The 21,917-nt window shown below is 44.1% G+C and carries 20 protein-coding genes; 7 read left to right on the top strand and 13 right to left on the bottom strand.

Annotation, left to right across the window (positions count from 1 at the left end; all coding sequences use genetic code 11):
* Nucleotides 1-21 precede the first annotated feature (21 nt).
* Nucleotides 22-315: a hypothetical protein gene (locus tag MHH46_RS04870; RefSeq protein WP_076137149.1), complete on the bottom strand. Its 294-nt coding sequence runs from the start codon at nt 313-315 to the stop codon at nt 22-24.
* Between the two features lie 101 nt (nt 316-416).
* On the opposite strand from MHH46_RS04870, the gene MHH46_RS04865 reads away from it, so the two are divergent.
* Together MHH46_RS04865 and MHH46_RS04860 are read left to right on the top strand one after the other, a co-directional pair.
* Entirely contained in the window at nt 417-1,352 is a 936-nt protein-coding gene (locus tag MHH46_RS04865; protein WP_076194181.1) for a hypothetical protein, read from the top strand.
* A 94-nt stretch (nt 1,353-1,446) separates the two neighbouring features.
* Nucleotides 1,447-1,686, top strand: a complete 240-nt coding sequence (locus MHH46_RS04860) for an NHLP leader peptide family RiPP precursor (RefSeq protein WP_170914256.1) — start codon at nt 1,447-1,449, stop codon at nt 1,684-1,686.
* Nucleotides 1,687-1,696: 10 nt separating this feature from the next.
* Here the strand turns inward: MHH46_RS04860 and MHH46_RS04855 are convergent, their stop codons facing one another.
* Together MHH46_RS04855 and MHH46_RS04850 are read right to left on the bottom strand one after the other, a co-directional pair.
* Nucleotides 1,697-3,499, bottom strand: a complete 1,803-nt coding sequence (locus MHH46_RS04855) for a sensor histidine kinase (protein ID WP_254848826.1) — start codon at nt 3,497-3,499, stop codon at nt 1,697-1,699.
* 227 nt (nt 3,500-3,726) lie between these two features.
* Entirely contained in the window at nt 3,727-5,625 is a 1,899-nt protein-coding gene (locus tag MHH46_RS04850) for a sensor histidine kinase (RefSeq protein WP_076194178.1), read from the bottom strand.
* Between the two features lie 257 nt (nt 5,626-5,882).
* Between MHH46_RS04850 and MHH46_RS04845 the strand changes: the two genes are divergently transcribed.
* Nucleotides 5,883-6,287: a hypothetical protein gene (locus MHH46_RS04845; RefSeq protein ID WP_051490926.1), complete on the top strand. Its 405-nt coding sequence runs from the start codon at nt 5,883-5,885 to the stop codon at nt 6,285-6,287.
* Between the two features lie 86 nt (nt 6,288-6,373).
* On the opposite strand, the gene MHH46_RS04840 is transcribed toward MHH46_RS04845, so the two are convergent.
* Nucleotides 6,374-7,600 carry an MFS transporter gene (locus tag MHH46_RS04840; protein WP_076194175.1) on the bottom strand — a complete coding sequence of 409 codons (1,227 nt, stop codon included), beginning with the start codon at nt 7,598-7,600 and terminating at the stop codon, nt 6,374-6,376.
* A gap of 210 nt (nt 7,601-7,810) precedes the next feature.
* Here MHH46_RS04840 and MHH46_RS04835 point away from each other — a divergent pair, with 210 nt between their 5' ends.
* Nucleotides 7,811-8,470, top strand: a complete 660-nt coding sequence (locus tag MHH46_RS04835) for a peptidylprolyl isomerase (protein WP_076129288.1) — start codon at nt 7,811-7,813, stop codon at nt 8,468-8,470.
* A 135-nt stretch (nt 8,471-8,605) separates the two neighbouring features.
* Here the strand turns inward: MHH46_RS04835 and MHH46_RS04830 are convergent, their stop codons facing one another.
* From MHH46_RS04830 to MHH46_RS04820, 3 genes are all read right to left on the bottom strand, one after another.
* Nucleotides 8,606-9,712 carry a Glu/Leu/Phe/Val dehydrogenase gene (locus tag MHH46_RS04830; RefSeq protein ID WP_076129277.1) on the bottom strand — a complete coding sequence of 369 codons (1,107 nt, stop codon included), beginning with the start codon at nt 9,710-9,712 and terminating at the stop codon, nt 8,606-8,608.
* A gap of 232 nt (nt 9,713-9,944) precedes the next feature.
* Nucleotides 9,945-10,877, bottom strand: a complete 933-nt coding sequence (locus MHH46_RS04825) for a manganese-dependent inorganic pyrophosphatase (protein ID WP_076129278.1) — start codon at nt 10,875-10,877, stop codon at nt 9,945-9,947.
* Between the two features lie 99 nt (nt 10,878-10,976).
* Nucleotides 10,977-11,783 (bottom strand): AAC(3) family N-acetyltransferase, encoded by an 807-nt coding sequence (locus MHH46_RS04820; RefSeq protein ID WP_076129279.1) that lies wholly within the window; start codon nt 11,781-11,783, stop codon nt 10,977-10,979.
* Between the two features lie 179 nt (nt 11,784-11,962).
* Here MHH46_RS04820 and MHH46_RS04815 point away from each other — a divergent pair, with 179 nt between their 5' ends.
* On the top strand, nt 11,963-12,940 hold the full coding sequence (locus MHH46_RS04815; protein WP_076194173.1) for a ring-cleaving dioxygenase: 978 nt from the start codon (nt 11,963-11,965) through the stop codon (nt 12,938-12,940).
* Nucleotides 12,941-12,999: 59 nt separating this feature from the next.
* Here MHH46_RS04815 and MHH46_RS04810 read toward each other — a convergent pair whose 3' ends face one another.
* On the bottom strand, nt 13,000-13,701 hold the full coding sequence (locus MHH46_RS04810; protein WP_076194170.1) for a YjjG family noncanonical pyrimidine nucleotidase: 702 nt from the start codon (nt 13,699-13,701) through the stop codon (nt 13,000-13,002).
* Between the two features lie 168 nt (nt 13,702-13,869).
* Between MHH46_RS04810 and MHH46_RS04805 the strand changes: the two genes are divergently transcribed.
* Nucleotides 13,870-14,805: an MraY family glycosyltransferase gene (locus MHH46_RS04805; RefSeq protein ID WP_076129282.1), complete on the top strand. Its 936-nt coding sequence runs from the start codon at nt 13,870-13,872 to the stop codon at nt 14,803-14,805.
* Between the two features lie 142 nt (nt 14,806-14,947).
* Nucleotides 14,948-15,211: a hypothetical protein gene (locus MHH46_RS04800; RefSeq protein ID WP_405132574.1), complete on the top strand. Its 264-nt coding sequence runs from the start codon at nt 14,948-14,950 to the stop codon at nt 15,209-15,211.
* A gap of 823 nt (nt 15,212-16,034) precedes the next feature.
* Here MHH46_RS04800 and MHH46_RS04795 read toward each other — a convergent pair.
* From MHH46_RS04795 to MHH46_RS04775, 5 genes are all read right to left on the bottom strand, one after another.
* Nucleotides 16,035-16,556, bottom strand: coding sequence for a mismatch-specific DNA-glycosylase (locus MHH46_RS04795; RefSeq protein WP_076129577.1), 522 nt, complete (start codon nt 16,554-16,556; stop codon nt 16,035-16,037).
* Between the two features lie 39 nt (nt 16,557-16,595).
* Complete coding sequence (locus tag MHH46_RS04790) at nt 16,596-17,150, bottom strand: RNA 2'-phosphotransferase (RefSeq protein WP_076194165.1); 555 nt, start codon at nt 17,148-17,150, stop codon at nt 16,596-16,598.
* A gap of 366 nt (nt 17,151-17,516) precedes the next feature.
* Nucleotides 17,517-19,559, bottom strand: a complete 2,043-nt coding sequence (locus MHH46_RS04785; RefSeq protein ID WP_143762782.1) for a hypothetical protein — start codon at nt 19,557-19,559, stop codon at nt 17,517-17,519.
* On the bottom strand, nt 19,513-20,415 hold the full coding sequence (locus MHH46_RS04780; protein ID WP_076194159.1) for an ABC transporter ATP-binding protein: 903 nt from the start codon (nt 20,413-20,415) through the stop codon (nt 19,513-19,515). The genes MHH46_RS04785 and MHH46_RS04780 overlap by 47 nt, the downstream gene beginning before the upstream one ends.
* Entirely contained in the window at nt 20,408-20,797 is a 390-nt protein-coding gene (locus MHH46_RS04775; protein ID WP_036680827.1) for a GntR family transcriptional regulator, read from the bottom strand. The genes MHH46_RS04780 and MHH46_RS04775 overlap by 8 nt, the downstream gene beginning before the upstream one ends.
* Nucleotides 20,798-21,917: the final 1,120 nt, after the last annotated feature.

The following is a 21,917-nucleotide window of genomic DNA, read 5'->3' as shown; positions in this document are numbered from 1 at the left end:
GTTGGGTAATCGAACGTTGAACTAACGTTTTCGGTTCGCCCAGCGCAGCTCTTCATATTGATTCTCAAGCATCTCCCGCTCACGTTGCTCGTGTTGTTCCCTGCCAATTCCCTCCTGCTGGCTTTCCTCATCCTCATAGATTCGCCATAGGTCAGAGAACAGATAGTCTTTGATTTCTACCACTTTTCCCTGCAGGATTCCGTTTATCCAAAAAAGTCCTGTGGAGGTACGCATAACCATGCGGCCATCCGGTGTTTCCGCCTTTTGACCCATTCGAATCGCCATAAGCATTTGGCCGAAAGTATACCATTCCATATTTGCTAATACCTCCTAAATTTTAGTTGTAATGGAATAAAGAGAAAGCTATAATCAGGGCAAAAGAACCATTTTCGTAAAAATTTTATAGGAGGGTTGTTATGGATTGGCTAAATGACTACGAAGATGAACTACGCTTGGTATTCCAAGAAAGCAGACGGATTATTTCCGAATTTCCAGAACCTCTAAATCAACAAGGTATGTCCTATCTTGAGCATTTTAACGTATTTAACGCTGAAAGCCACAAAAACTACATATGTTATCTTTTACCCTTTTGGCTGCAGAAGGGATGCGGAATCTCTACAGAGGTTACTCGCCAGATGTCGATGGGCAACGTCTTTTTTATGTTGTATTTCTTCATACAGGATGACCTGATGGACAGCCAAGAATCCTCCGCATACGAAAAATTGCCCTTGGCAAATTTGCTTTATGTCGAATTTTTAAATATCTACCGGATACTATTTCCGGAGCCATCCGCTTTCTGGATCTTATTTAATCGTTATATCATGGAGTGGGCAGATAGTGTTAGCAACGAAAATACCAGTGACTATTTTCTTAATGATCGGGTCAAAATTGCCTATAAAGCCAGTCCGCTCAAGCTATCCAGCACTGCTGCCCTTCTGATGTCTGGAAAGAGTGATTTAGTGCCGCAAGCTGAAGAGCTTATCCATTCGGTTTTGCTTACACTGCAAATGCTGGATGACTATGAGGACTGGAAAGAAGATTTATCCGCGGGCAACTATAATTGTCTTCTCTCCCTAACTCGCAAACATCTGCCAAACAGCAGTGCAGCTAAACTCACTACGCAAGAGGTCGAATTTTATCTATTCACTGCAAATGGTCTACATACCTATACGCAATTAGCACACGACACACATAACAAAGTTACAGCTTCCGACCTTGATACCCCTCATCTTATCGCGTTCCATTCCATGCTAGTAAGTAACTTACAGCAGATCTCTGATTCCATCGAAGCGGACAAGCAGCTCTTGCTAAACGGAGGATTATATCATTGGTTGTCAAAAAATGTCCATTAATTCTATTATTTTGTAATAAAAAGAATAGTATTAGTAGTTTTGCTATGTTATATTATTAAAGGTAAATATATACAATTTAGGAAGGGTGATTATTATGTCAGAAGCAATTCTTAGAAATCAAGTCATTCAAAAGGCATGGGAAGATCCAAGTTTCAAGAAAAGACTACTCTCAGACCCAAAAGCGGCTCTCCAAGAAGCACTAGGCGTAATTATTCCCGACAGCGTTACCTTGAAAGCCGTTGAAGAAGGCTCCAACGAATTCTATCTTGTAATTCCACCAAGTCCTACTTCCGATGTATTGAAGGCAACCGCAGCACCACGCGGTTCGTGGTAAGACAACAAGATTAACCCCCTAAGGAGTGAGAATCATCCGGAGCTTCTGCCAATGGCAGTATGGTGATGGATTCGGTTCCCACTCCTTTTTTGCTTGTAAATTTCACTTTACCTTGCATAGCTTCGATGATACGGAAAGTGACCATTAATCCAAGACCTGTCCCTTTATTCTTTTTAGTGAAATAAGGCTCTCCCAATCGGTGCAGGACATCCGCGTCCATCCCTTCCCCGTTGTCTTTGATATGAATGATTACGTTCTCCTCTTCCGCATACACCGACATATAGATAAACCCTTCGTCACGGAAAGATTCAATGCTATTTTTGATAATGTTGATGAAGGCTTGCTTAAACTTTGAGGAATTCCCCTTCACCCATAATTCGCCCGATACATCGAGAATCATTTTTCCTCCATTTAAATGACAAAGCGGCTGCATAATACTCTCAATATGCTTAAATTCATTATACAAATTCAGACTGGAAATCGTCTCAAATTCCGGTTTTGCGAAGGTTAAGAAATCCGTAATGATCCCGGAAGCACGATCCAGCTCACTAAGGGCCATCGACATAAATATTTCCTCTTCACCTACGGATTTCTCGCTAAGCAGCTGAAGGAAACCCCTAGTTACCTGGAGTGGATTCCGCACTTCATGAGCAACAGATGCAGCAAGCTCGCTAATAATTTCCATTTTTTCTGAACGCTGCAATTCGTTGTTAAAACGCTCTAATTCTTTAGAATAGTTAACAACCTGTTGATGGCTATAGGCTAGTCTTCGCTCCAGAATTACGATCAAGGAGATTATGAAGGCCACAATGCCCCACTTCCACAAGAATAAATCATAGTTCCCCTTATGAATGTAATACCACAGTAACTCTGACACTACAGTAAATGCAGCCGTTCCAAAGCCAATGGCAAAAATGATAGCGTCCCTATTCCCTTTAAGCGAAAATATAATCACACATACGATCAGCAAGATGAACTGAAGGATGAGGATGAACCCGATAATAGTGGTGGATACAAAATAATAAAACTCAATATAGCTATTATTCGATAGAAAATTGATCAAAAGACATAGCAAACAAAATGAGGAGTAAATGACTTGAAATTGACGAAAACGACGGACGATCGCATATTTTCCACTGCCAAATATTTTTTCAAATAAAAGAGTAAGCGCCGGTAAAAGTGAGAATAAAGCCAAATCAAGAAATACATTACTAATCGCGCCTAAATCGCTGTAAAAGGTATAAATAAAAGGAGAATAGGTTATCGAAAGAATTCCGGTTGAACCTATTACAACGGCTAGTGAAGCCACACTGGAAAAATAGTCCCTATTAATGTATAGAGAGCTTATAAATAGAACGATAGCCACAAGAAAAAAAGCACAGCCCAAAATCACATCGCTGAGTCCATTTTTAATATAATCATTGATTAACAGGTTGTGTTCACCGATCACTACTTCATTTTTAATTCCGATTCTATCCTGCAGCGTTTCAGTCCAAATGTATAATGTTTTCCCACTATCGCTTTGACTCAAAGGCAACAACAAAGAATAGTTATCCTTAATATAATTACGATCTTCCTCGAAGATCAAACGGTCGTTCACATACACCTTCACATGAAGAGCATATAAAGTATCAATGTAGATTGAAGGGGAGATATAACTAAAGTTAGGTATGGAAATACGAGTCCAAGAAGTGGATACGCCTGATGGCAGATGTGGGATTTCCTTCGTAGCATTCACATTTATCCAATACTGCTGGTCATTATTCTGTGGAACCTCTATGCCGCTGTTTTCGGTTCCATCACCCCATCTCATCTGCCAACTGGTAATTTCTTGGGATGGATATGGGGTCGCTGCTGATACAACAATTGAACTATATCCTATCAGAAGGAGAGTAAGGGCTATTGCTATATGTAGGACTTTAATCATCAAGCGCATATATGCACCTCAGAAATAAGTATCAGAAACAATATTCTGTCTGTACTACTTCGCTCAGCCCCTCGCTCTTTCCTTCTAAAAAACGGAATTATCATAAATTACTTCTAAATTCTTCTAAGTTCTGGTATTTTTACTATAATTTCAGTCCCTTCCCCTTTCTCACTGCGAAACTCAGTGCATCCCTCCATCGCCTCAATAATCCGAAAGGTTACCATCAGTCCAAGCCCCGTTCCTTTGGTCTTATTGGAGTAATAAGGTTCCCCTAACCGAGCCAGCTCATTCCGGTTCATCCCTTCCCCATTATCATGAACACTGATTATTATATGTTTTCCAGACTTCCAGGCTGTGACTTTAATCAGCCCATTGTCCTTTAAAGCTTCAATACTATTTTTGAGTATGTTGATAAACGCTTGCTTGAACTTGGCAGATGATCCAGTAACGTAAAGTCCTGGCTGCAGATTAAGTTCAATGACGCCCCCTTGCAGATTCGCTAACGGAGAAAGAATACCCGTCACATGCCTCAACTCTTCAGACACATCAAGCTGCTCTACGGTTTCAAGTCCTGGTTTAGCGAAGGTTAGGAAGTCTGTAATAATGAGCGTAGCTCGATCCAGTTCTGTCACTGCCATTTGCAGATATTCCCGCTCCTTTTGATCTGAACGCTCCCCAAGAATCTGCAGAAACCCCCGGGTAACCTGCAATGGATTCCGTACTTCATGGGCAACCGAAGCTGCCAGCTCACTAATAATCTCCATCTTCTCCGAGCGCTGCAAATCATTATTGAACTTCTCAAGCTGATGGGAATATTCAATAAGCTGTTCATGGTTTCGAGTAAACCTTCTTCCCAGAATGACGATTAAGGCAATTACGAAAATCACCATTCCCCATTTCCACCAATATAATTGATAGGATTGCCCCGATGCATAGAACATGACCAGTTCACTAAGAGACATGAAAGCAAATATTGAGAACCCTGAAGTAAAAATAACAGCATCTACATTGCCACGGTTCGCGTGTATAAACGCTAAGCTGATCAAAAGTATAATCTGTACAATCATAAGGATACCTAGCACACTCGTAGTCATCAATCTATAAAAGTCATCTACCTGATAGGACAAAAGAATATTAATAACCATTAGGGAAAAACAAAATACAGAATAGACAATTTGAAACTTACGGAATCGTGTAACGATTCTCTTTTTCCCTGGACCAAATATTTTCTCAAAATAAAATGTAAAGGATGGCAAAAGCGTATATAAAGCTACATCAAAGAAAACAAGTACGATCTCTCCATAATCGCCGAGGATTGTCGGCAGGAACGATGAATACGTTACCACTAAGACGCCAATGGATAAAATAATCAGCACCAATAGATATCCGCCTGAAAAATAGCCTTTTCTCATGAATAGCGAGCAGATCAGCAGTACAATCGCAATAAAAATAAGCGTCGTTCCAATGATCAGATCCATTAAGCCCTGCTTTACATAAACAGATAACAGCTCATCGTATTGGCCTACTCTTATTTCGCCGTGAATCCCTAAGTCTTTGCTGCCACCATGGGTCCATAAATATAGCTGTTGTCCTCCAACACTTTTGGACAGAGGAATGAAAACCTTACTGCCATTGAAATTAAAATCTTTTCCGGAATCATATATTAATTCGTTATTTAAATAAGCCTTAACATTATTTCCATATACTTTATCTATGAATAACGCAGATTTATCACTAATTTGTGGTAAAGTAAACCGCAGCCAGGCTGAGGTTGCTCCACTTGGAGTCTCTGGGCTTTTCCCATGAGGCATAACACGAGTCCATTCTTCATCAAGAGCTGCCACAGCTTCTTCAATATGATCTATTTCTATACGTTCAAATTTAATCTCCCAATTGGGCAGCGTAGAGTCTGATGATTCAGCACTCACTATCGCCGTACCAAAAGGAACCATAGCGGTCAGCAGTAGAATTAATAAAAAAGCAGCCGCAATATTGAGCTTTGGCAACTTCATCGTAGCACCTCAGTAATTCATTAGTTGTTTAAACGTTCATATATGCTTCTTAATTTCGACAAGCTTCGCACTATCCCTGCCTATTCTTGTAAATTTTCTCGAAAAAGAACGTTTTTCATCGGCTTTTGCTTTCACCCATTTTTTACTAATCCAATATAGACATACCCATTTATTGGATCAGCGATTCGATCATGGTCAAACGGGTAAAGATAAACATAGGAAGTTCAAATTTTATCATAAAAAAGGAGTGAACGGCTATGGATAGTTCACCAAATAAAACTGAAGCTGACTTTGAATATGAACGTTATATACAAGCTGATATGGATGAAGAGGATATTGTTGATGATGACGCAGATCCTGTCTTGGTTGGCGATAAATACTTGGCAGCAGATATTGGTTTAAACTCACCTAAGGATGTAATCGAAAGAGATGAGCTGGTGGAATCCGATGCATATCTAGCCGCTGAAACCGCAGGATTAACCCTAGATGATACGGATTATACTAAGGATGAGGAACTCTTGGAGATGGAAGAAGAAGATCAGCCGCTGGAGGATGTTCCAGATGCAGACGATGTATATCCAAATTCCATTATTGACCCTGCCTCCCCGCCAGTGGATGTTATGCCGGGAACAGACGTTTTGAACGGTTCGCAGGGAGAATAGCAGCTTAATATGAATAAAGCCGCCGGGCTGTGAGCCCGGCGGCTTTATGTTATTTCTAAATAACGACATGCTCATTGAGGTAGCAGTTAGCCCTGCATCGTTGTTGGCTGTTCTGCGGGACGAGCAGCGGCGATTTGTGCTTCCAGCTTGCGGGTCTTAACCAATATCGCTGCTACCAGCAGCATCACTCCATTGATTACAAACACCCAACGAATTGGAATAAACGCGCCCAATAAGCCGCCGATAATCGGTCCAGCCATCGTCGCAAGCTGAGATGCCGCCTGATTCAGGCCAAAGGCCCGTCCACGGAATCCCGGCTCAATTACTTGTACAATCATGGCATTGACTGACGGCAGCACACCTGCATAGAACAAGCCGTATGCAAAGCGAAGGATAGCGAACTCTACATAGCCCGAAACAAAAAACTGTAGAATATTACCGATCCCGCCCCCGATCAGACCAATAAATAAGATCATCCCAAAGCCTTTTCGGCTGCCGAGTCTGCCCCACTGCGGAGCCATCAGCACCGTAGCAATCCCCACAGCAGAGAATACGATTCCCGAGCTTAGCGAGGCACTATTTTTGGAGATCCCCATGTCCAGTAGATAAATTGGGATTAACGGTTCCAGAATCATAACGGAGAAGGTACTGATTCCCGCCAGCGAGAGCAAAGTAATAAAAGCTCGGTTACTTCTCGCTTCCCTGATATCATCACTTACATGTGACCTTGGAGCCGAACGGTCGAAGTTCTCCTCTTTTGCAAAAAAAGTAGCAATGAGCGCTGAGATAAGTACAATACCCGCTGAGAATAAAAAAGCAATCCGGTTGCTGGTATAATAGCTCACTACACCGCCAATTAATGGTCCAATAATACTACCTGTCGCTCCGGCTGTAGACATAATACTTAAAGCGTACCCCGTCTTATGCTCAGGTGTATTGGTGGCTACCATTGCAATAGCTGCTGGAACAAAACCGGCAAGCAGTCCTTGCAGCACACGCACAATCAAAAAAACATAAGGATCATGTACAAAATAATTAATAAGGTATAAAGCTGCCAGACTAAAACCCGAGCGAATAAGCATCGGTTTCCGACCATACTTGTCGGCTAGCGAACCCCAATAGGGAGAGATTAAAGCGCTGGCAAGAAAGGTTATTCCAAAACTAACCCCTGACCAAATCTCCAAATGATTTGAAACCCCAAGTTCGTCGCTCAAAAAAATGGAAAGGAAGGGAATCGAGATCGAATAAGCTGTACTACAAAAGAAAACCCCTACCCAAAGCACGATCAAATTCCGCTTCCACGAAAAGAGCATCCTATGCACATCCTTTCTCGATGTTCTCTTTGGAAACATCCTACCATTGTAAACTTCTTTTTAAGATGTGCCAATCCCAGAAGTCATAACTGACCTTTGCATGTAATAGGACAAAGGAGGTATTATGGGAAGTACCTACGAGATTATTCAATAAAAAGGAGAGATTATTTAGTGAAGTCTACACGAACAAAATCCGCTATTCTTCTGATCATGTTATGCCTGGTCATGGTTATTGCGGCAGGTTGCGGTAACAAGCCAAACAATAACAATGCAAGCAGTAATAATGGAAGCAGCGGATCAGCACCTGGGGAAGGTGCAGCCCCAACTGAAGGCGTCCCTTCAGCTACGGCAAGTCATCCCTTAGTAACCATTGAAATGGAAGACGGGGATATCATCCAAGCTGAGCTATACCCTGAGGTTGCCCCTAACACCGTAAACAATTTCATCTCACTTATTCAAAAAGGATTTTATGATAACACTATATTCCATAGAGTAATTCCTAACTTCATGATTCAAGGCGGCGACCCTGATGGTACAGGTATGGGAGGCCCGGGTTACAGTATCGCCGGAGAATTCTCTGGCAACGGGTTCACCAATAACCTTCTGCATACAGAAGGTGTTCTATCCATGGCAAGATCACAGGCTCCTGACTCTGCCGGTTCCCAGTTCTTTATTATGGATGCAGCTTACCCTAGTCTAGATGGAAGCTACGCCGCTTTTGGTAAAGTAACTGAAGGTATCGAAGCTGTAAAAAGAATTGTGAGCCTGCCTCGTGACGGTTCTGATCGTCCAGATGAGCCACCAGTCATGAAAAAGGTGACGGTCGACACCTTCGGCGTCACTTACCCAGAACCGCAAAAGGTTCAGTAATTAGGAATAAGCAGAAACCACGTTACCGTCCTCGAAAGAGAATAAACGTTTCTTGTAGAAATAAAAGAACATAAAAAACTCGGCAGTCCCTCCGAAGTTGTAATCGGATGGAAATTGCCGAGTTTTTTTTACAGCTTATCCCCGCAGCGATCTTCTGCTAAGTGCATGTTGACCATTACGCAGGAAGGTGCTGCGGCTATTTCTTAATAGCGCTATCCGGTCCTCTGCAAGCTGGTTCGCGGCGGCATAAGTAGGTATTCCGTTCAAACGGGAAATTTCCATTACGCGGGTAATATTGTCGTAAATCTTCGCCACCTGCTTAAAGGCACGTTCCTTATTATAGCCGTTCAGCTCGTCCGCAATATTAATGACGCCACCTGCATTAATCACGTAATCTGGAGCATATACAATCCCCATCTCATGAAGTGCATCACCATGCGAGGAATCCTTCAGCTGATTATTAGCAGCTCCTGCAATCACTTTCGCCTTGATTACCCGTAAGGATTCATCGTTAATTGTCGCTCCAAGAGCGCAAGGAGCATAAATATCACAATCTACACTGATGATATCGCCTGGATCTACAGCCTTGGCGCCATAGGCCTCTACTGCACGTTGAACGGCTGGTTTATGGATGTCCGTTACGATAAGCTGTGCTCCTTCTTCATGAAGATGTTTGCACAGTGTAAAGGCCACGTTCCCCACGCCTTGAACAGCTACTGTCTTCCCTTCAAGCGAATCACTGCCAAAGGCGGCTTTAGCGGCTGCCTTCATTCCTTGGTAAACACCGTAAGCCGTTGCTGGTGACGGATTGCCCGAAGAACCGTACGTAGGTGAGGTGCCAGTAACATAATCTGTCTCTTGATAAATAATGTTCATGTCCTCTTCCGTAGTCCCTACATCTTCAGCAGTTATGTACCGTCCATTTAAACCTTGTATGTATCTTCCGAAAGCACGGAACATGGCTTCATTTTTATCCTTCTTGGGATCTCCAATGATTACTGTTTTCCCACCACCCAAATTCAGGCCGGATACTGCATTTTTATAGGTCATCCCTTTTGCTAATCGAAGCGCATCAACAATAGCTTCCTCTTCCGTAGCATAGGTCCACATCCGTGTTCCACCCAGTGCTGGTCCTAGTGTCGTGTCATGAATCGCGATGATCGCCTTTAATCCCGATGCCTTATCCTGACAAAATAATAATTCCTCGTAGTCGTCCCGTTCCAATGCTGCAAACAATTCCATTTCCAATATCCCCTATCCCTTTGTCATATTCCTCATGCTGGTTCAAAGTTCATGCAATTGGAAGAGGATCAGTTGGATCCCCTCCCAAAATATTGTAGCAGAATACGCCGTAAAACAAAAAGAACTCATGTCACCATCTTAACTACTGATGGGGCATGAGCTCTTTTTATCCAATCTACTCTCATAGACAGGATTTCTATTGTACAAAATACAACGCAACTGTCAAAATGCTTTACAGTTTAGCAATCGTCTCTGTAAGTACCGGTACGATTTGTGATTTACGGGATACTACACCTTTAAGAAGGGCTTTATTGTCATCAAGCTTCACGTTGTACGCCTGTTCTACTGCACCTGCAACACGGCCCAGAGCCAGACCCACCGAATCGTTGTTGAGGATATCTGTAACTACGAACAGGAACAGATCCAATTCTTTTTCAGCAATAATGGAAGTCAGTGCAGTTTCTAGTTCAGCCTGCTTGGAGAGTACATCATTAACGTCGACCGCGTTCACTTGGGCGATTTCTACTTTGTATTCACCCATTTTGAATTCCTTAGCATCCAAGGAGATCAGTTGAGCGATACTCTTGTCGCTAAGGTCAGCACCAGCCTTCAGCATATCAAGGCCGTAGCTTTCTGCATTTACACCAGCGATTTCAGCCAATTCGCGTGCTGCAGCTACATCTTCAGCGGTGCAGGTTGGAGATTTAAACAGCAAGGAATCAGAAATGATTGCAGACAACATCAATCCGGCGATGTCTTTAGGGATAGCTACACCGTTTTCTTTATACATTTTGTTAAGAATAGTAGCAGTACAGCCTACTGGCTCAGCACGGTAGTATAACGGATGTGCAGTCTCAAAATTAGCGATCCGGTGATGGTCGATAACTTCAATTACACGCACTCGATCAATGTCATTCGCACTTTGTTGGCGTTCATTATGGTCAACAAGAATAACCTGATTAGCTTCTCCAGCTACGTTCTCTACCAGACGAGGAGCCTCTACTCCGAAATGATCAAGCGCAAATTGCGTTTCACCACTAACGTCTCCCAGACGAACTGGCTCAGCATCCCAGCCTAATTCTTTTTTGAGTGCTGCATAAGCAATTGCCGAACAAATAGTATCCGTGTCCGGATTTTTGTGTCCAAAGACCAATGTTTTTTCCATTTCCAATCTCCTTACTATGTTTTAGTGAGATTAATATACCATACATTGATAGCGGCTTCCAGATTGTGCGTGCTGAAAAAATGGTTTAGCCTCTCCCACCTACGGTTGTTCACGTCTGGTCTTTGGAAGCGGATCTGGTTTGGACTCACCATGCAGCGGTTCATTATCGGAGAAAAGATCAGGATTCTCTTTTAGCATCAGGCTTAAAATATCCGTCGTTTCTACTGTTCCACACACTCTAACTAGTGCATCCCCGAAGTTCCCCTTACGCATGGCACCGCCTTCCTCAAGCTCGCGTTCCACTTTCCAAAAATGCTCCGACCAAGAGAGACCACAATGTCTGCGAGAAGGCACCATGATTTCATCGCCACCCGGCGTCACCGTATATAATTCCTCATGACTATCCGTCATTCTGCCCGGAATATCCACCCACTCTTCAATACCGTGAATGAACGTATTCCGCCGCAGATCGACGCCTAGCAGTACTATTTCCGCCTTCCGATCAAGCAGCTTGCCCCACACTGAACCACGGGCGCATGGCGTATCCCAACGTTCATCCCCTGCAGTAAACGCCTCAGCATCAACACCCAAAGCCGCTACAGAGTGAGTCGGATGCCAAGAGCGGACAACACCTGGACGTTTTCTGAACAGCTCCGGTAATATCCCTACACAAGATGGGGAATCTTGAACAAAGAAGCGCGGATTATCCGCATTAATATAAGCCCATGTATGCGTTGGCAAAACAAGCAGCCCATCCTTCATATATTCACTGAGTGCATCCAGCACCGTGTTCGCGCCTCCTTCTACTTCGCCAACACTTTTTAACGAGGAATGAACTAGAATGGTCCCCCGTGGATCAATCCCTAACTCCTGTAATTGTTTCATCAAGCTTGTTGTTGTGTGCACTATACTCTCTCCTTATGTATGAATTAAATTTCATGAAACATTAATATCCACTTGCAAAAGTTTCTTATTACTATTAAAATTATAGTAACTTAATAATATTCACCAAAGATTCTATCGATATATTAAAAATAAATTAAAATAATCCACAAACCCAAAGCATTTACACGGAGGTAACTACCATGAGTTCAACGTTAAAAGGACTTCACCATGTCTCAGCTATTACAGGCAAAGCACAGGAGAACTTTAAGTTCTATACAGAGGTACTCGGACTGCGTCTCATTAAAAAAACAGTAAATCAGGATGATATTTCAGTGTACCATTTATTCTATGGAGATGAGAAGGGGAATCCCGGAACCGAATTAACCTTTTTCGAGCTTCCGATGGCAGGCCGCAACCGAGAGGGCAATAACAGCATCTCCGCGCTCTCCCTTCGAGTGCCAAGCGATGCCGCACTTACCTACTGGGAGCAACGCTTCACCGAGCTTAACGTGGAGCATGGGACGATACAGGAACTTGGTGGACGCCAGACTTTATCCTTCCGCGATCACGAGAGCCAACGTTTCATTCTCGTATCCGACGAAAATGATAACGGTGTTGCCGGCGGTACTCCTTGGGCTAAAAGCCCAGTACCTGCCCAATATGGCATTGTAGGCTTAGGACCGGCACATCTCACAGTAGAAAGTGCAGAACATACAGCGGTAGTGCTGGAGCAGTTGCTCGGCTTCCGCCGTATAGGAACCTACCCTTCAACAGTTGCCGGCCAGCCAGATGTGCTCGTATTCGAGACTGGTGAAGGCGGATCAGGTGCTGAGGTTCATCTGGAGGAACGCAATGATCTGGAGCAAGAGCATTTGGGACGTGGCGGGGTACATCACGTCGCATTCCGCGTAGATAATGAAGACGAATTGAAGCAATGGATCGAACACATCCGCCAGGCACAGCTTCCTAATTCCGGTTTCGTCGACCGCTTCTACTTCCGTTCCCTCTATTTCCGCGAGCCTAACGGCATCCTTTTTGAGTTGGCTACAGACGGACCAGGCTTTGCTACAGATGAGCCTATGGAAAGTTTAGGTGAATCCCTTGCGCTGCCGCCATTTCTGGAATCGAAACGCCAGCAAATCGAGGCGTATCTGAAGCCGCTGGATACTCGGCAATAAACCTCTTCAGGTTACTAAATAAAAGGTGTGAGCCGCTTATGCGCTCACACCTTATTTTTTTATTGAAGGTTAGTAGCTTTCCCTACAATATCTAGTAGCTCCGACAGGTTTCGGATTTCGTATTTTGGCTGAACGCCGGACTCATTAATCTTACCTAGCGGGTTAAACCAGCAGGTATCAATCCCATAATTAATTCCGCCTTGAATATCAGAGGTTAAGGAGTCACCCACAATCAATACTTTTTCCTTATCTTCAATCCCCAATTTGGCAAAAGCATAATCAAAAATCCCCGTCTCTGGCTTCTGACATCCTGCCTCCTCTGAGATAATGATCTGCTCAAATGTATCACTCAGCAGCGAGCCTTGGATTCTGGAAGTTTGCACATCCTTGATTCCATTCGTGATAATCGCCAGGCGGCAATCTGCAAGCTCTCCGCATAGCTCGATTGCTCCCTGCATCAGAAAGGTTCCTTCGCCTAAGAAACGTAGATAGGCCTCACTGAATGTTTCAGGATCAAGCTCAAGCGCATGTGCAGCAAACAACCGATTGAACCGCTCTACCCGCAGCGCCGCAGATGAAATCCTTCCTTGTTCTAGATCCCTCCACAATGCGTGGTTAATCTCTTGATAACTGGCAGCATAATCTGCTGCACCTGTGGGCATCCCAAAGTGTAGAAAGGCATTAGACAACGCGTGACTTTCTGCCATTCCATAATCAAACAACGTATCGTCGGCATCAAATAAAATAACATCGTATTTCATAAATATCCCCCAAAGGCTTTTCTCAACAAGGTACTACAGCGTTGCTGGCAAGTCAACTTCACACCCCTCACGACAAAATTTTACTTTTTTAAGGTAGATTTAATCGATCTGTGGTATTTTAAAAAGAAAACGGTGGTGAGCGTCATTTTATACGTTTTATCATTTCTAATGTCATTTCTTATCGTCTACTTTCTAATTCCGCCGCTCGGCAAGCTTGCTTTTCGGCTTGATTTTGTGGACAAGCCTCGGCAGGACGTTGAGCGTAAAATTCATAGAGAGCCCATTCCGCTAACGGCCAGCTACGCCATATTCATCGGATTTTTTATCACTTATCTGGTGTTCGCGCGTGATTTCTCCATGGAGACTGTCGCATTATTTGTAGGTGGCGTACTGTTGCTGACCATAGGCACGGTGGATGATTGGTACAAAACGAAAGGCAAAGATTTCCCAGCTCTGCCCAAGTTAATTGTACAAGTTAGCGCAGCGATCCTGGTTTATGTTTCTGGCAATGCCTTTACCGGATTCTACAATCCATTCTCAGGCGATTATATCGTTTTGCCTGTCATTCTATCGTTTCTGCTGACGATTATCTGGATCTTCGGTGTAACCACAGTTATTAATTTCTCGGATGGCATGGACGGTCTGGCTGGTGCCTTGACGGCCATTTCGGCGATTACGTTATTTGTTGTCGCACTGGCAAAGGGGCAATCCTCATCTGCCATTATGGCTATTTCACTGATTGGCGTTACGCTTGCTTATCTGCGCTACAATAAGCCGCCCGCCAAAATCTTTATGGGCGACGCCGGGGCAACCTTTCTCGGCTTCATCCTAGCGGTAATTGCACTCGACGGAGCGTTCAAGCAAGCCACCGTCCTGTCGCTGTTCATTCCGATTCTGGCGCTGGGCGTACCGATCTTCGACAACATTTTTGTCGTAGTCAAACGTTTCATCCAAGGCAAGTCCATTTATCAAGCCGATGCCACCCAGGCTCATTACCGCCTGCTTCGGGCAGGCCTGAACCAGAAGCAGGTCGTTGCCGTGCTTTGCCTGATTAGTGTTTGCCTATCCTTATCCTCTATCATTCTGCTGCTGATTGAGACCTAATGTATTAGGGACTAAGGGCATGTCTCATATACTGAGACTGCCCTTTGAAGTTATAAAAGGAGCAAGATTCCGATATGGAATCTGGCTCCTTTTGTGTTTGAGGGTAGCGAGAGATAGCTAAGATGCGAGAGTTTGCCAGAGCTTGCGGGATCTGCGGGATCTGCGGGATCTGCGGGATCTGCGGGATCTGCGGGATCTGCGGGATCTGCGGGATCTGCGGGATCTGCGGGATCTGCGGGATCTGCGGGATCTGCGGGATCTGCGGGATCTACGGATTTACGTAGATCCATGGCCAATTCTCCAGCTTTTACTCTTACGGACTCAGGCGCCGTTATTCGTGGATTTTCGGCCATTCAGTGGTGTTTTCGGACTCCAGAGACGCTATCTACTCAAAATGGACTCATAATCAGTCAATTTCCACCCAATAGCTGCATCGGAGTCCGATAGCGCACAAATTAGAGTGATTTGTTACTTTTAGCGACTCCTGTGTCCTTTAGCTACATTTGCAGCGTTACTGCTCAGTCTTTCTAACCTACACTCTGCTGCTAGGGGGAAGAGTTACGATCTACGGGGTCTGCGGGATCTACAGAGATCTACAGAGATCCACAGAGATCTACAGCGAACTCTCCAGCCTTTATCCTTACGGACTCAGGCGCCGTTATTCGTGGATTTTCGGCCATTTAGTCGTGTTTTCGGACTCCAGAGACGCTATCTACTCGAAATTGACTCATAATCAGTCAATTTCCACCCAATAGCTGCATTGGTGTCCGATAGCGCACAAATTAGAGTGACTTGTTACTTTTAGCGACTCCTGTGTCCTTTAGCTCCATTTGCAGCGTTACTGCTCAGTCTTTCTATCCTACATTCTGCCGCTGGTTAAAACAGTTGCAATCTACGGGATCTGCGGGATCTGCGGGATCTGCAGGATCTGCGGGATCTGCGGGATCTGCGGGATCTACAGATATCCACAGAGATCCACAGCGATCCACAGTGATTCATAGCGAACTCTCCAGCCTTTATCCTTACGGACTCAGGCGCCGTTATTTGTGGATTTTCGGCCATTCATTGGTGTTTTCGGACTCCAAAGACACTATCACACCAAATCGGACGCATTTTCAGTCTATTTCCACCCAATAGCTGCATCGGAGTCCGATAGCGCACAAATAAGAGTGAATTGTTACTTTTAGCGACTCCTGTGTCCTTTAGCACCCTAACTCCAAATACATCAATCACCCATCGTTCTCTTGCGTAAACTCGGCTAATCTGCGATAAATCCCAACGATCTCTTCCATCGGCATTCTAACTAATCCGCTAGAAGAGGGTGCAACAAATTCACGAACGCCATCTACCTTTGGAGGCACGTCCCCTTGAAATCCCCAGTTAGCTTTTGTTCTGCGGCTAAACTCTGTATACACACCCTTACCTACAAAACAGGCGACTTGAGGCCGATATTTCTCCAGCTTGGAGCGAAGCATTTCCCGACCCTCCTGGTATTCTTCACGAGTAATATCGTCGATTCCCCGTGTGGGACGGGCAACAATATTTGTAAACCCATAGCCCAGCTTAAGCAAGTCCCCATCCTCAGACGCATCATACAACCGGGGAGTAAGTCCAGACTGATGTAATATTCTCCAGAAATTATTCCGCGGATTCGCGTAATGATGTCCTACCTCGCCAGAACGGATACTAGGATTGAACCCAATAAATACAATCTGTAATCCGTGATCTAAGTGATCTGGAATTTCATCCATGTTATTATGCCTCCTAACCAAACGTCGATCTAGTTCAACTTACGGGGTATACACCTTAAGACAGGACGGCGGTATATGACCTGCCAACCATACCTTATTACCCGCATTATAAAAGGTTACACCCATTTGACCCGCTCTAATCGTATCAACGGTTAACAATATCAATTTCCCTCTGCGACTTCCGGCTAAACTGGCAAAATGAGTCCCCTCAGACAAATGAACATACTGCCGTCCCATCGATTGGAGCCCCTCCTCCAAAATCACAGAAAGCACACCAGAATGAGTTCCGTGAAAAAGTATAGCAGGCGGAGTCCCCGGCTCATAAGTGATTTTTGTGTGGCTATGCCCGTACCGGGCTTTGATCCGGTCATCAACGATTTCCAATCGTTGCTTGTCGCAACCTGCAACCACTTGCCGAATATCTCCCACAGTCACCTCTGACCATCTAGGAGTGCTTACAATAACAAACAGTAAATCATCCAACCTACAGGAACCATCCTCTGGATCCAAAATAAGACCATATTGCTCCGGGGTATGCCGAAGCAGCTTAGTCATAAATTTACTTAACGACACTTCCGCTGTATTGCTTAACATTATATTTACACCTCAATTTTTCCTATTTATATTATTCTACAGTAAAGGATCTCTTCGAAGCAGATTCCAGAGGCATTACAGCAATCACACATCCATGTATTACCTCTTACTATACAAAAAAGACCATGGACTCTATCGTCCATGGTCGGGCTTCACCTAAATACAAAACTCCTTACCAGTTAATACAGCGATGTTATTTTACCGGAAATGAATATACTGGTTCAGAGGCTGACCTGAAAGTTCCATTTCATCCTTATCGTATCTCCAAAAGCATAATCCAACTATCCAGTTTATGTAAACCAGTAGTCTTTTAACTGTAATCTTTTACTTACCTTATTCTAAACTAATTCTTAACTTATTCTTAACTTATTTCAGCAATGCCTTCAATTCAGGCGTCATATCCGATTCTTTTAACATTACGAAATCGCTATAACCCTCTTTGTACATCAACTTCACAATGTAGTTGCCATTCTCAACACCATAATGGAAATGATGGTCCAAAATATCTGTTAATAATGTCTTATCCTTCGTAACAGCCGTACGATTCTTTTCGCGTGCAAGCGCTACTCTTTGTTCAGGACTAGTAGGGTTCTTAGGTGTTTGCTCGTCCATATAATCATCTTTTATAATCTCTGCCGATTGGATATCTTCAGCTGTTATTTGTATTTTATCGGCATAACCTTTTTCATTCATCCACTTTTCAAGCTCATGGAAAGAAGATTTCCATGGATAATTATAACCATAACTTGAAGAAACTTGATTGCTGTCCTCTTTTGCCTTTACCTCTGTTTGGATATTAGCCACATCAGGTATTCCATCCTTATCTATCTGTACTTCGTAGGACATATTCGAAATTTCGCGTTTGATAATCTCCTTTAGCTCTGAAATTTCCCCGGGATCAGAAATGGCTACTTTTTTATTCCTGTTAGTAACCCACATAAAATCCAGGTCTTTGTCTAAGAGAGCTAAATTATACTTTTCATACTTGTAAGCTTCGGTATCCTTAACCGCCTTGAGCTCTGATTCAAACCCCTTATTAGGGATCCAGTATTCCCTCACTAGCTTGTGACCATTCTCCAATTGATAAGCCAGAGTAAAATATTCATAAACGTATTGTTGTGAGGTAAGTTCTGGACGTACCGCAACTACCGCTTGATGGAGTTTACGGACAGCTTCTATATAATCTTTATCATCGGAAAAAGGGTTCTGCCCCATGTAGGCTGTAGTGTACAAATCATCCGTTGGGGCATACAACCGGTAGTTAGCTCCCATATATACACCGCTAATCTTATCACCGGAAGGCACTCTAGCTTCATACCCCGTAACACTTGATACCGGGATATACAGAAGTAACCCTATCATTACCGCATAAACTGCAAACTCAGCTACCATTTTACGCGTCATAATCTGCCATGTTTTCCGAACAATCATTTCTGCGGCAACATAACCAATAATGGCTCCGATGGCATATCCACCAATCACCCAGCCCATTTGCTGTTGCTTCATTTGCGCAAAATAATTACCGGCAATAAGCATGGCACATAACATAACCCCTGCTTTAAACAGTGGGTTGAAATATCCAAAGGCAATAGCCTGACCCGCTTTTTCCGTATTACGTTTACGGTATAACAGGTACGACAACCCGATAAATAGAAGTGCCAATACCCCATAAATCCATAATTCTGTATTGGTGAAGGGTTTGCCGGTAAAATAATACACGATATGAACAAAAGGAGACCATATCTGCGAAATAGAATCACGCAAGTTAGAGTTTGCATTTGCATATCCATAAAGATACATAGCTAAATGGCTGTGGATTAATGAGATCAGTACAGCAGGAAGAATAAGCAAAATATAAATGATAATTCCCTGAAGAATAGATTGGCCCGTACATATTCCCACAAAAACACTAAAGCAAAAGAGGAACAAAGTCAGAATACTAACTGTAATACACCATTGCCAAATATCTGCGCCTTGAAAAATATAAAAATTACCACTCCACGGCTTAACAACGGCAACCACCCCAGCAGTTAACCAAACAGGCAGCAATAGTAAGGTAAGTCCACTCGTCAGATGAGCTGTAAATATATGCTCTCTGCGTAAAGGCAGGCTATGCCAAAGATCTGCGGGTGATTTCGCCTGAAGGTATCGGAATAAGAATAGTCCTGCGGCAACTGGGATCGTAATGATAAACAAGGCTTGCACACTACCAGCTATGCGAAATAAATGATCAACTTCCTGCGGTTTTGCATCCGGATTGCTGCTCATGAAGAGCTGTAATGGAAGTGCAAATAATAAGCCGAGTGCATATATAATCCCTATCCAGCCATGCTGGCGGAAGTTCTGGCGAAAAATACTGCTATTAAAGTAGTAATGGCTGCGCATCATATCCGACATCCCCCATTTCATAAATAAAGATCTCTTCTAACGTTAATGGAAGCAAATCGAATACGTATGGCTCGTACACCTGAAAAGCCGCTTTGATCCGTTCACGATCCCCTTTTACAATATATAGGTTCACACTTCCCCGGCGCTCTTGATGCAGAACTTGTAGCTTGGCAGCTAACGGAATCTCATGCCGTTCATCCCGAAACGCCACTTGAATCTTATGTGTATCCGCCTTAAGATCATCCAGATCCTTCTCAATCAACATCTTCCCACCATGCATAATCCCGACATGATCGCACAGATCTTCAATCTCACGAAGGTTATGGGAAGATATGATTACCGTCAGCTCGCGTTCAGCAACCTCCTGAAATAGCAGGTTTTTGATCTGACGCCGCATCACCGGATCTAATCCGTCAATCGGTTCATCCATAATCAGCACATCCGGCATACAGCTTAAACATAACCAGAATGACGCTTGCCGCTGCATCCCTTTGGAGAAACGACTGAGCTTGCGCTTTTTATCGAGCTGAAATACGGTTCCCAAATCTTCAAAACGCTTCTGATTCCAGCTCGGATAAATCGAGCGATAGAATGCCGCCATTTGCAGCATGGTGGATTGTGGGAAAAAGTAAGGAGCATCCGGCATAAAAATAACCCGTTGCTTAGTCGTCGTGTGTTCGAAAACCGCTTCACCATCCACCCGCACGGTCCCCTTATCTGGAGAGTAGATGCCCGCCAATGTTTTGAGCAGCGTTGTTTTGCCCGCGCCATTAGAGCCGAGCAGCCCATAAATTGTTCCTTTATGTACCGTTAAAGAGATATCGTCGACTGCCTTCTCGCCTTGAAATAACTTGCTGACTCCCCGAATCTCAATCATCACTCTTCCCTCCTTCTCTTTGCTTCTCCACTTGTTGGTACAAAGAACTAATCTCAGCTGCGGTGAACCCAAGGTATACCGCCTCCGCCATCAGCCTCAGCAACTCGTTCCGGACTTCCGCTTTTTTGATCGCATTTTGTTCTTTTTTCATCGGGGCTACAAAACTTCCTTTCCCCTGTAATGAATAGATATACCCCTCACGTTCCAATTCACGGTAAGCCTTCTGAATCGTATTGGGATTCACGGTTAGCTGCTGGGATAACGTCCTTACAGAAGGTAGCTGTTCATCCGTCTGCAAAATACCATGCAGAATCATCTCCTTGACCTTATCGGTCAGCTGCTCATAAATCGGCTTCCGACTACGAACGTCCAGTTCGAACATAACCTTCCTCCTTCCACTATCTTGCATTAAATCCATTATGATGTGTACTAACTGTACTACTATTATTAATACAGTTTTATTTATATGTCAACAAAAACATCCCCAAGATTTTCCTTCGGGATTTATCTATTCCTTGCTATTAATCAAAATTACGTCCGATCGCGCCGAGCCAATCTCGTCCACAGTAGTTTTAGGACCCTGATGACGCTGATTCCTGCTTTTAAGCTCACCTGAGTCCGATTGCGCCGATCCAACCTCACCCCCGTGGCTTTCGGACTCAGATGACGCTATTCGTACATTATCCGCCTTTTGAGCGAAGTTTCGGACTCCAGTGCAGCTATTGCCCAAAAAGACGCTCATTTCGGGCGCTTTTTACACCAATAGCGACTTTGGAGTCCGTTACAACTCCAAAAGCCGCTGATTTCCGCTTATAAGGTCATCTGAGTCCGATCGCGCCGAGCCTCCTCATCCCCCGTAGCTTTCGGACTCAGATGCCACTATTCGCACATTTTTCGCCTATTGAGCGGACTCCACTGCAGCTATAGTCTAGAGAGACGCTCTTTTGGGGCGTTTTTCATGCCAATAGCGACTTTGGGGTCCGTTACCATTCCAAATGTCGCTGATTCCAGCTTTTAAGCTCACCTGAGTCCGATCGCGCCGAGCCCCCTTATCCCCGCTAGCTTTCGGACCCAGATGCCACTATTCGCACATTTTTCGCCTATTGAGCGAAGTTCCGGACTCCACTGCAGCTATAGTCTAGAGAGACGCTCTTTTGGGCGTTTTTCATGCCAATAGCGGCTTTGGGGTCCGTTACAACTCCAAATGACGCTGTTTCCCGCTTTTAAGATCATCTGAGTCCGATCGCGCCAAGCCGACCTTGTCTCACGGGGCTTTCGGACTCAAACGCTGCTGTTTCCTGCTTTTAAGCTCATCTGAGTCCGATCGTGCCGAGCCATCCTCATCCCCCGTAGCTTTCGGACTCAGATACCGCTATTCGTACATTATCCGCCTTTTGGGCGAAGTTTCGGACTCCAGTGCAGCTATTGCCTAGAAAGGCGCTCATTTTGGGCGTTTTTCACACCAATAGCGGCTTTGGGTTCCGTTACCACTCCAAACGCCG

Origin of the sequence: Paenibacillus sp. FSL H8-0175 (assembly GCF_045040615.1) — a bacterium.
GTDB lineage: Bacteria > Bacillota > Bacilli > Paenibacillales > Paenibacillaceae > Paenibacillus_AQ > Paenibacillus_AQ odorifer.
The sequence above is the reverse complement of the archived record's forward strand: the minus strand, read 5'-3'. Positions and strand labels throughout refer to the sequence as shown.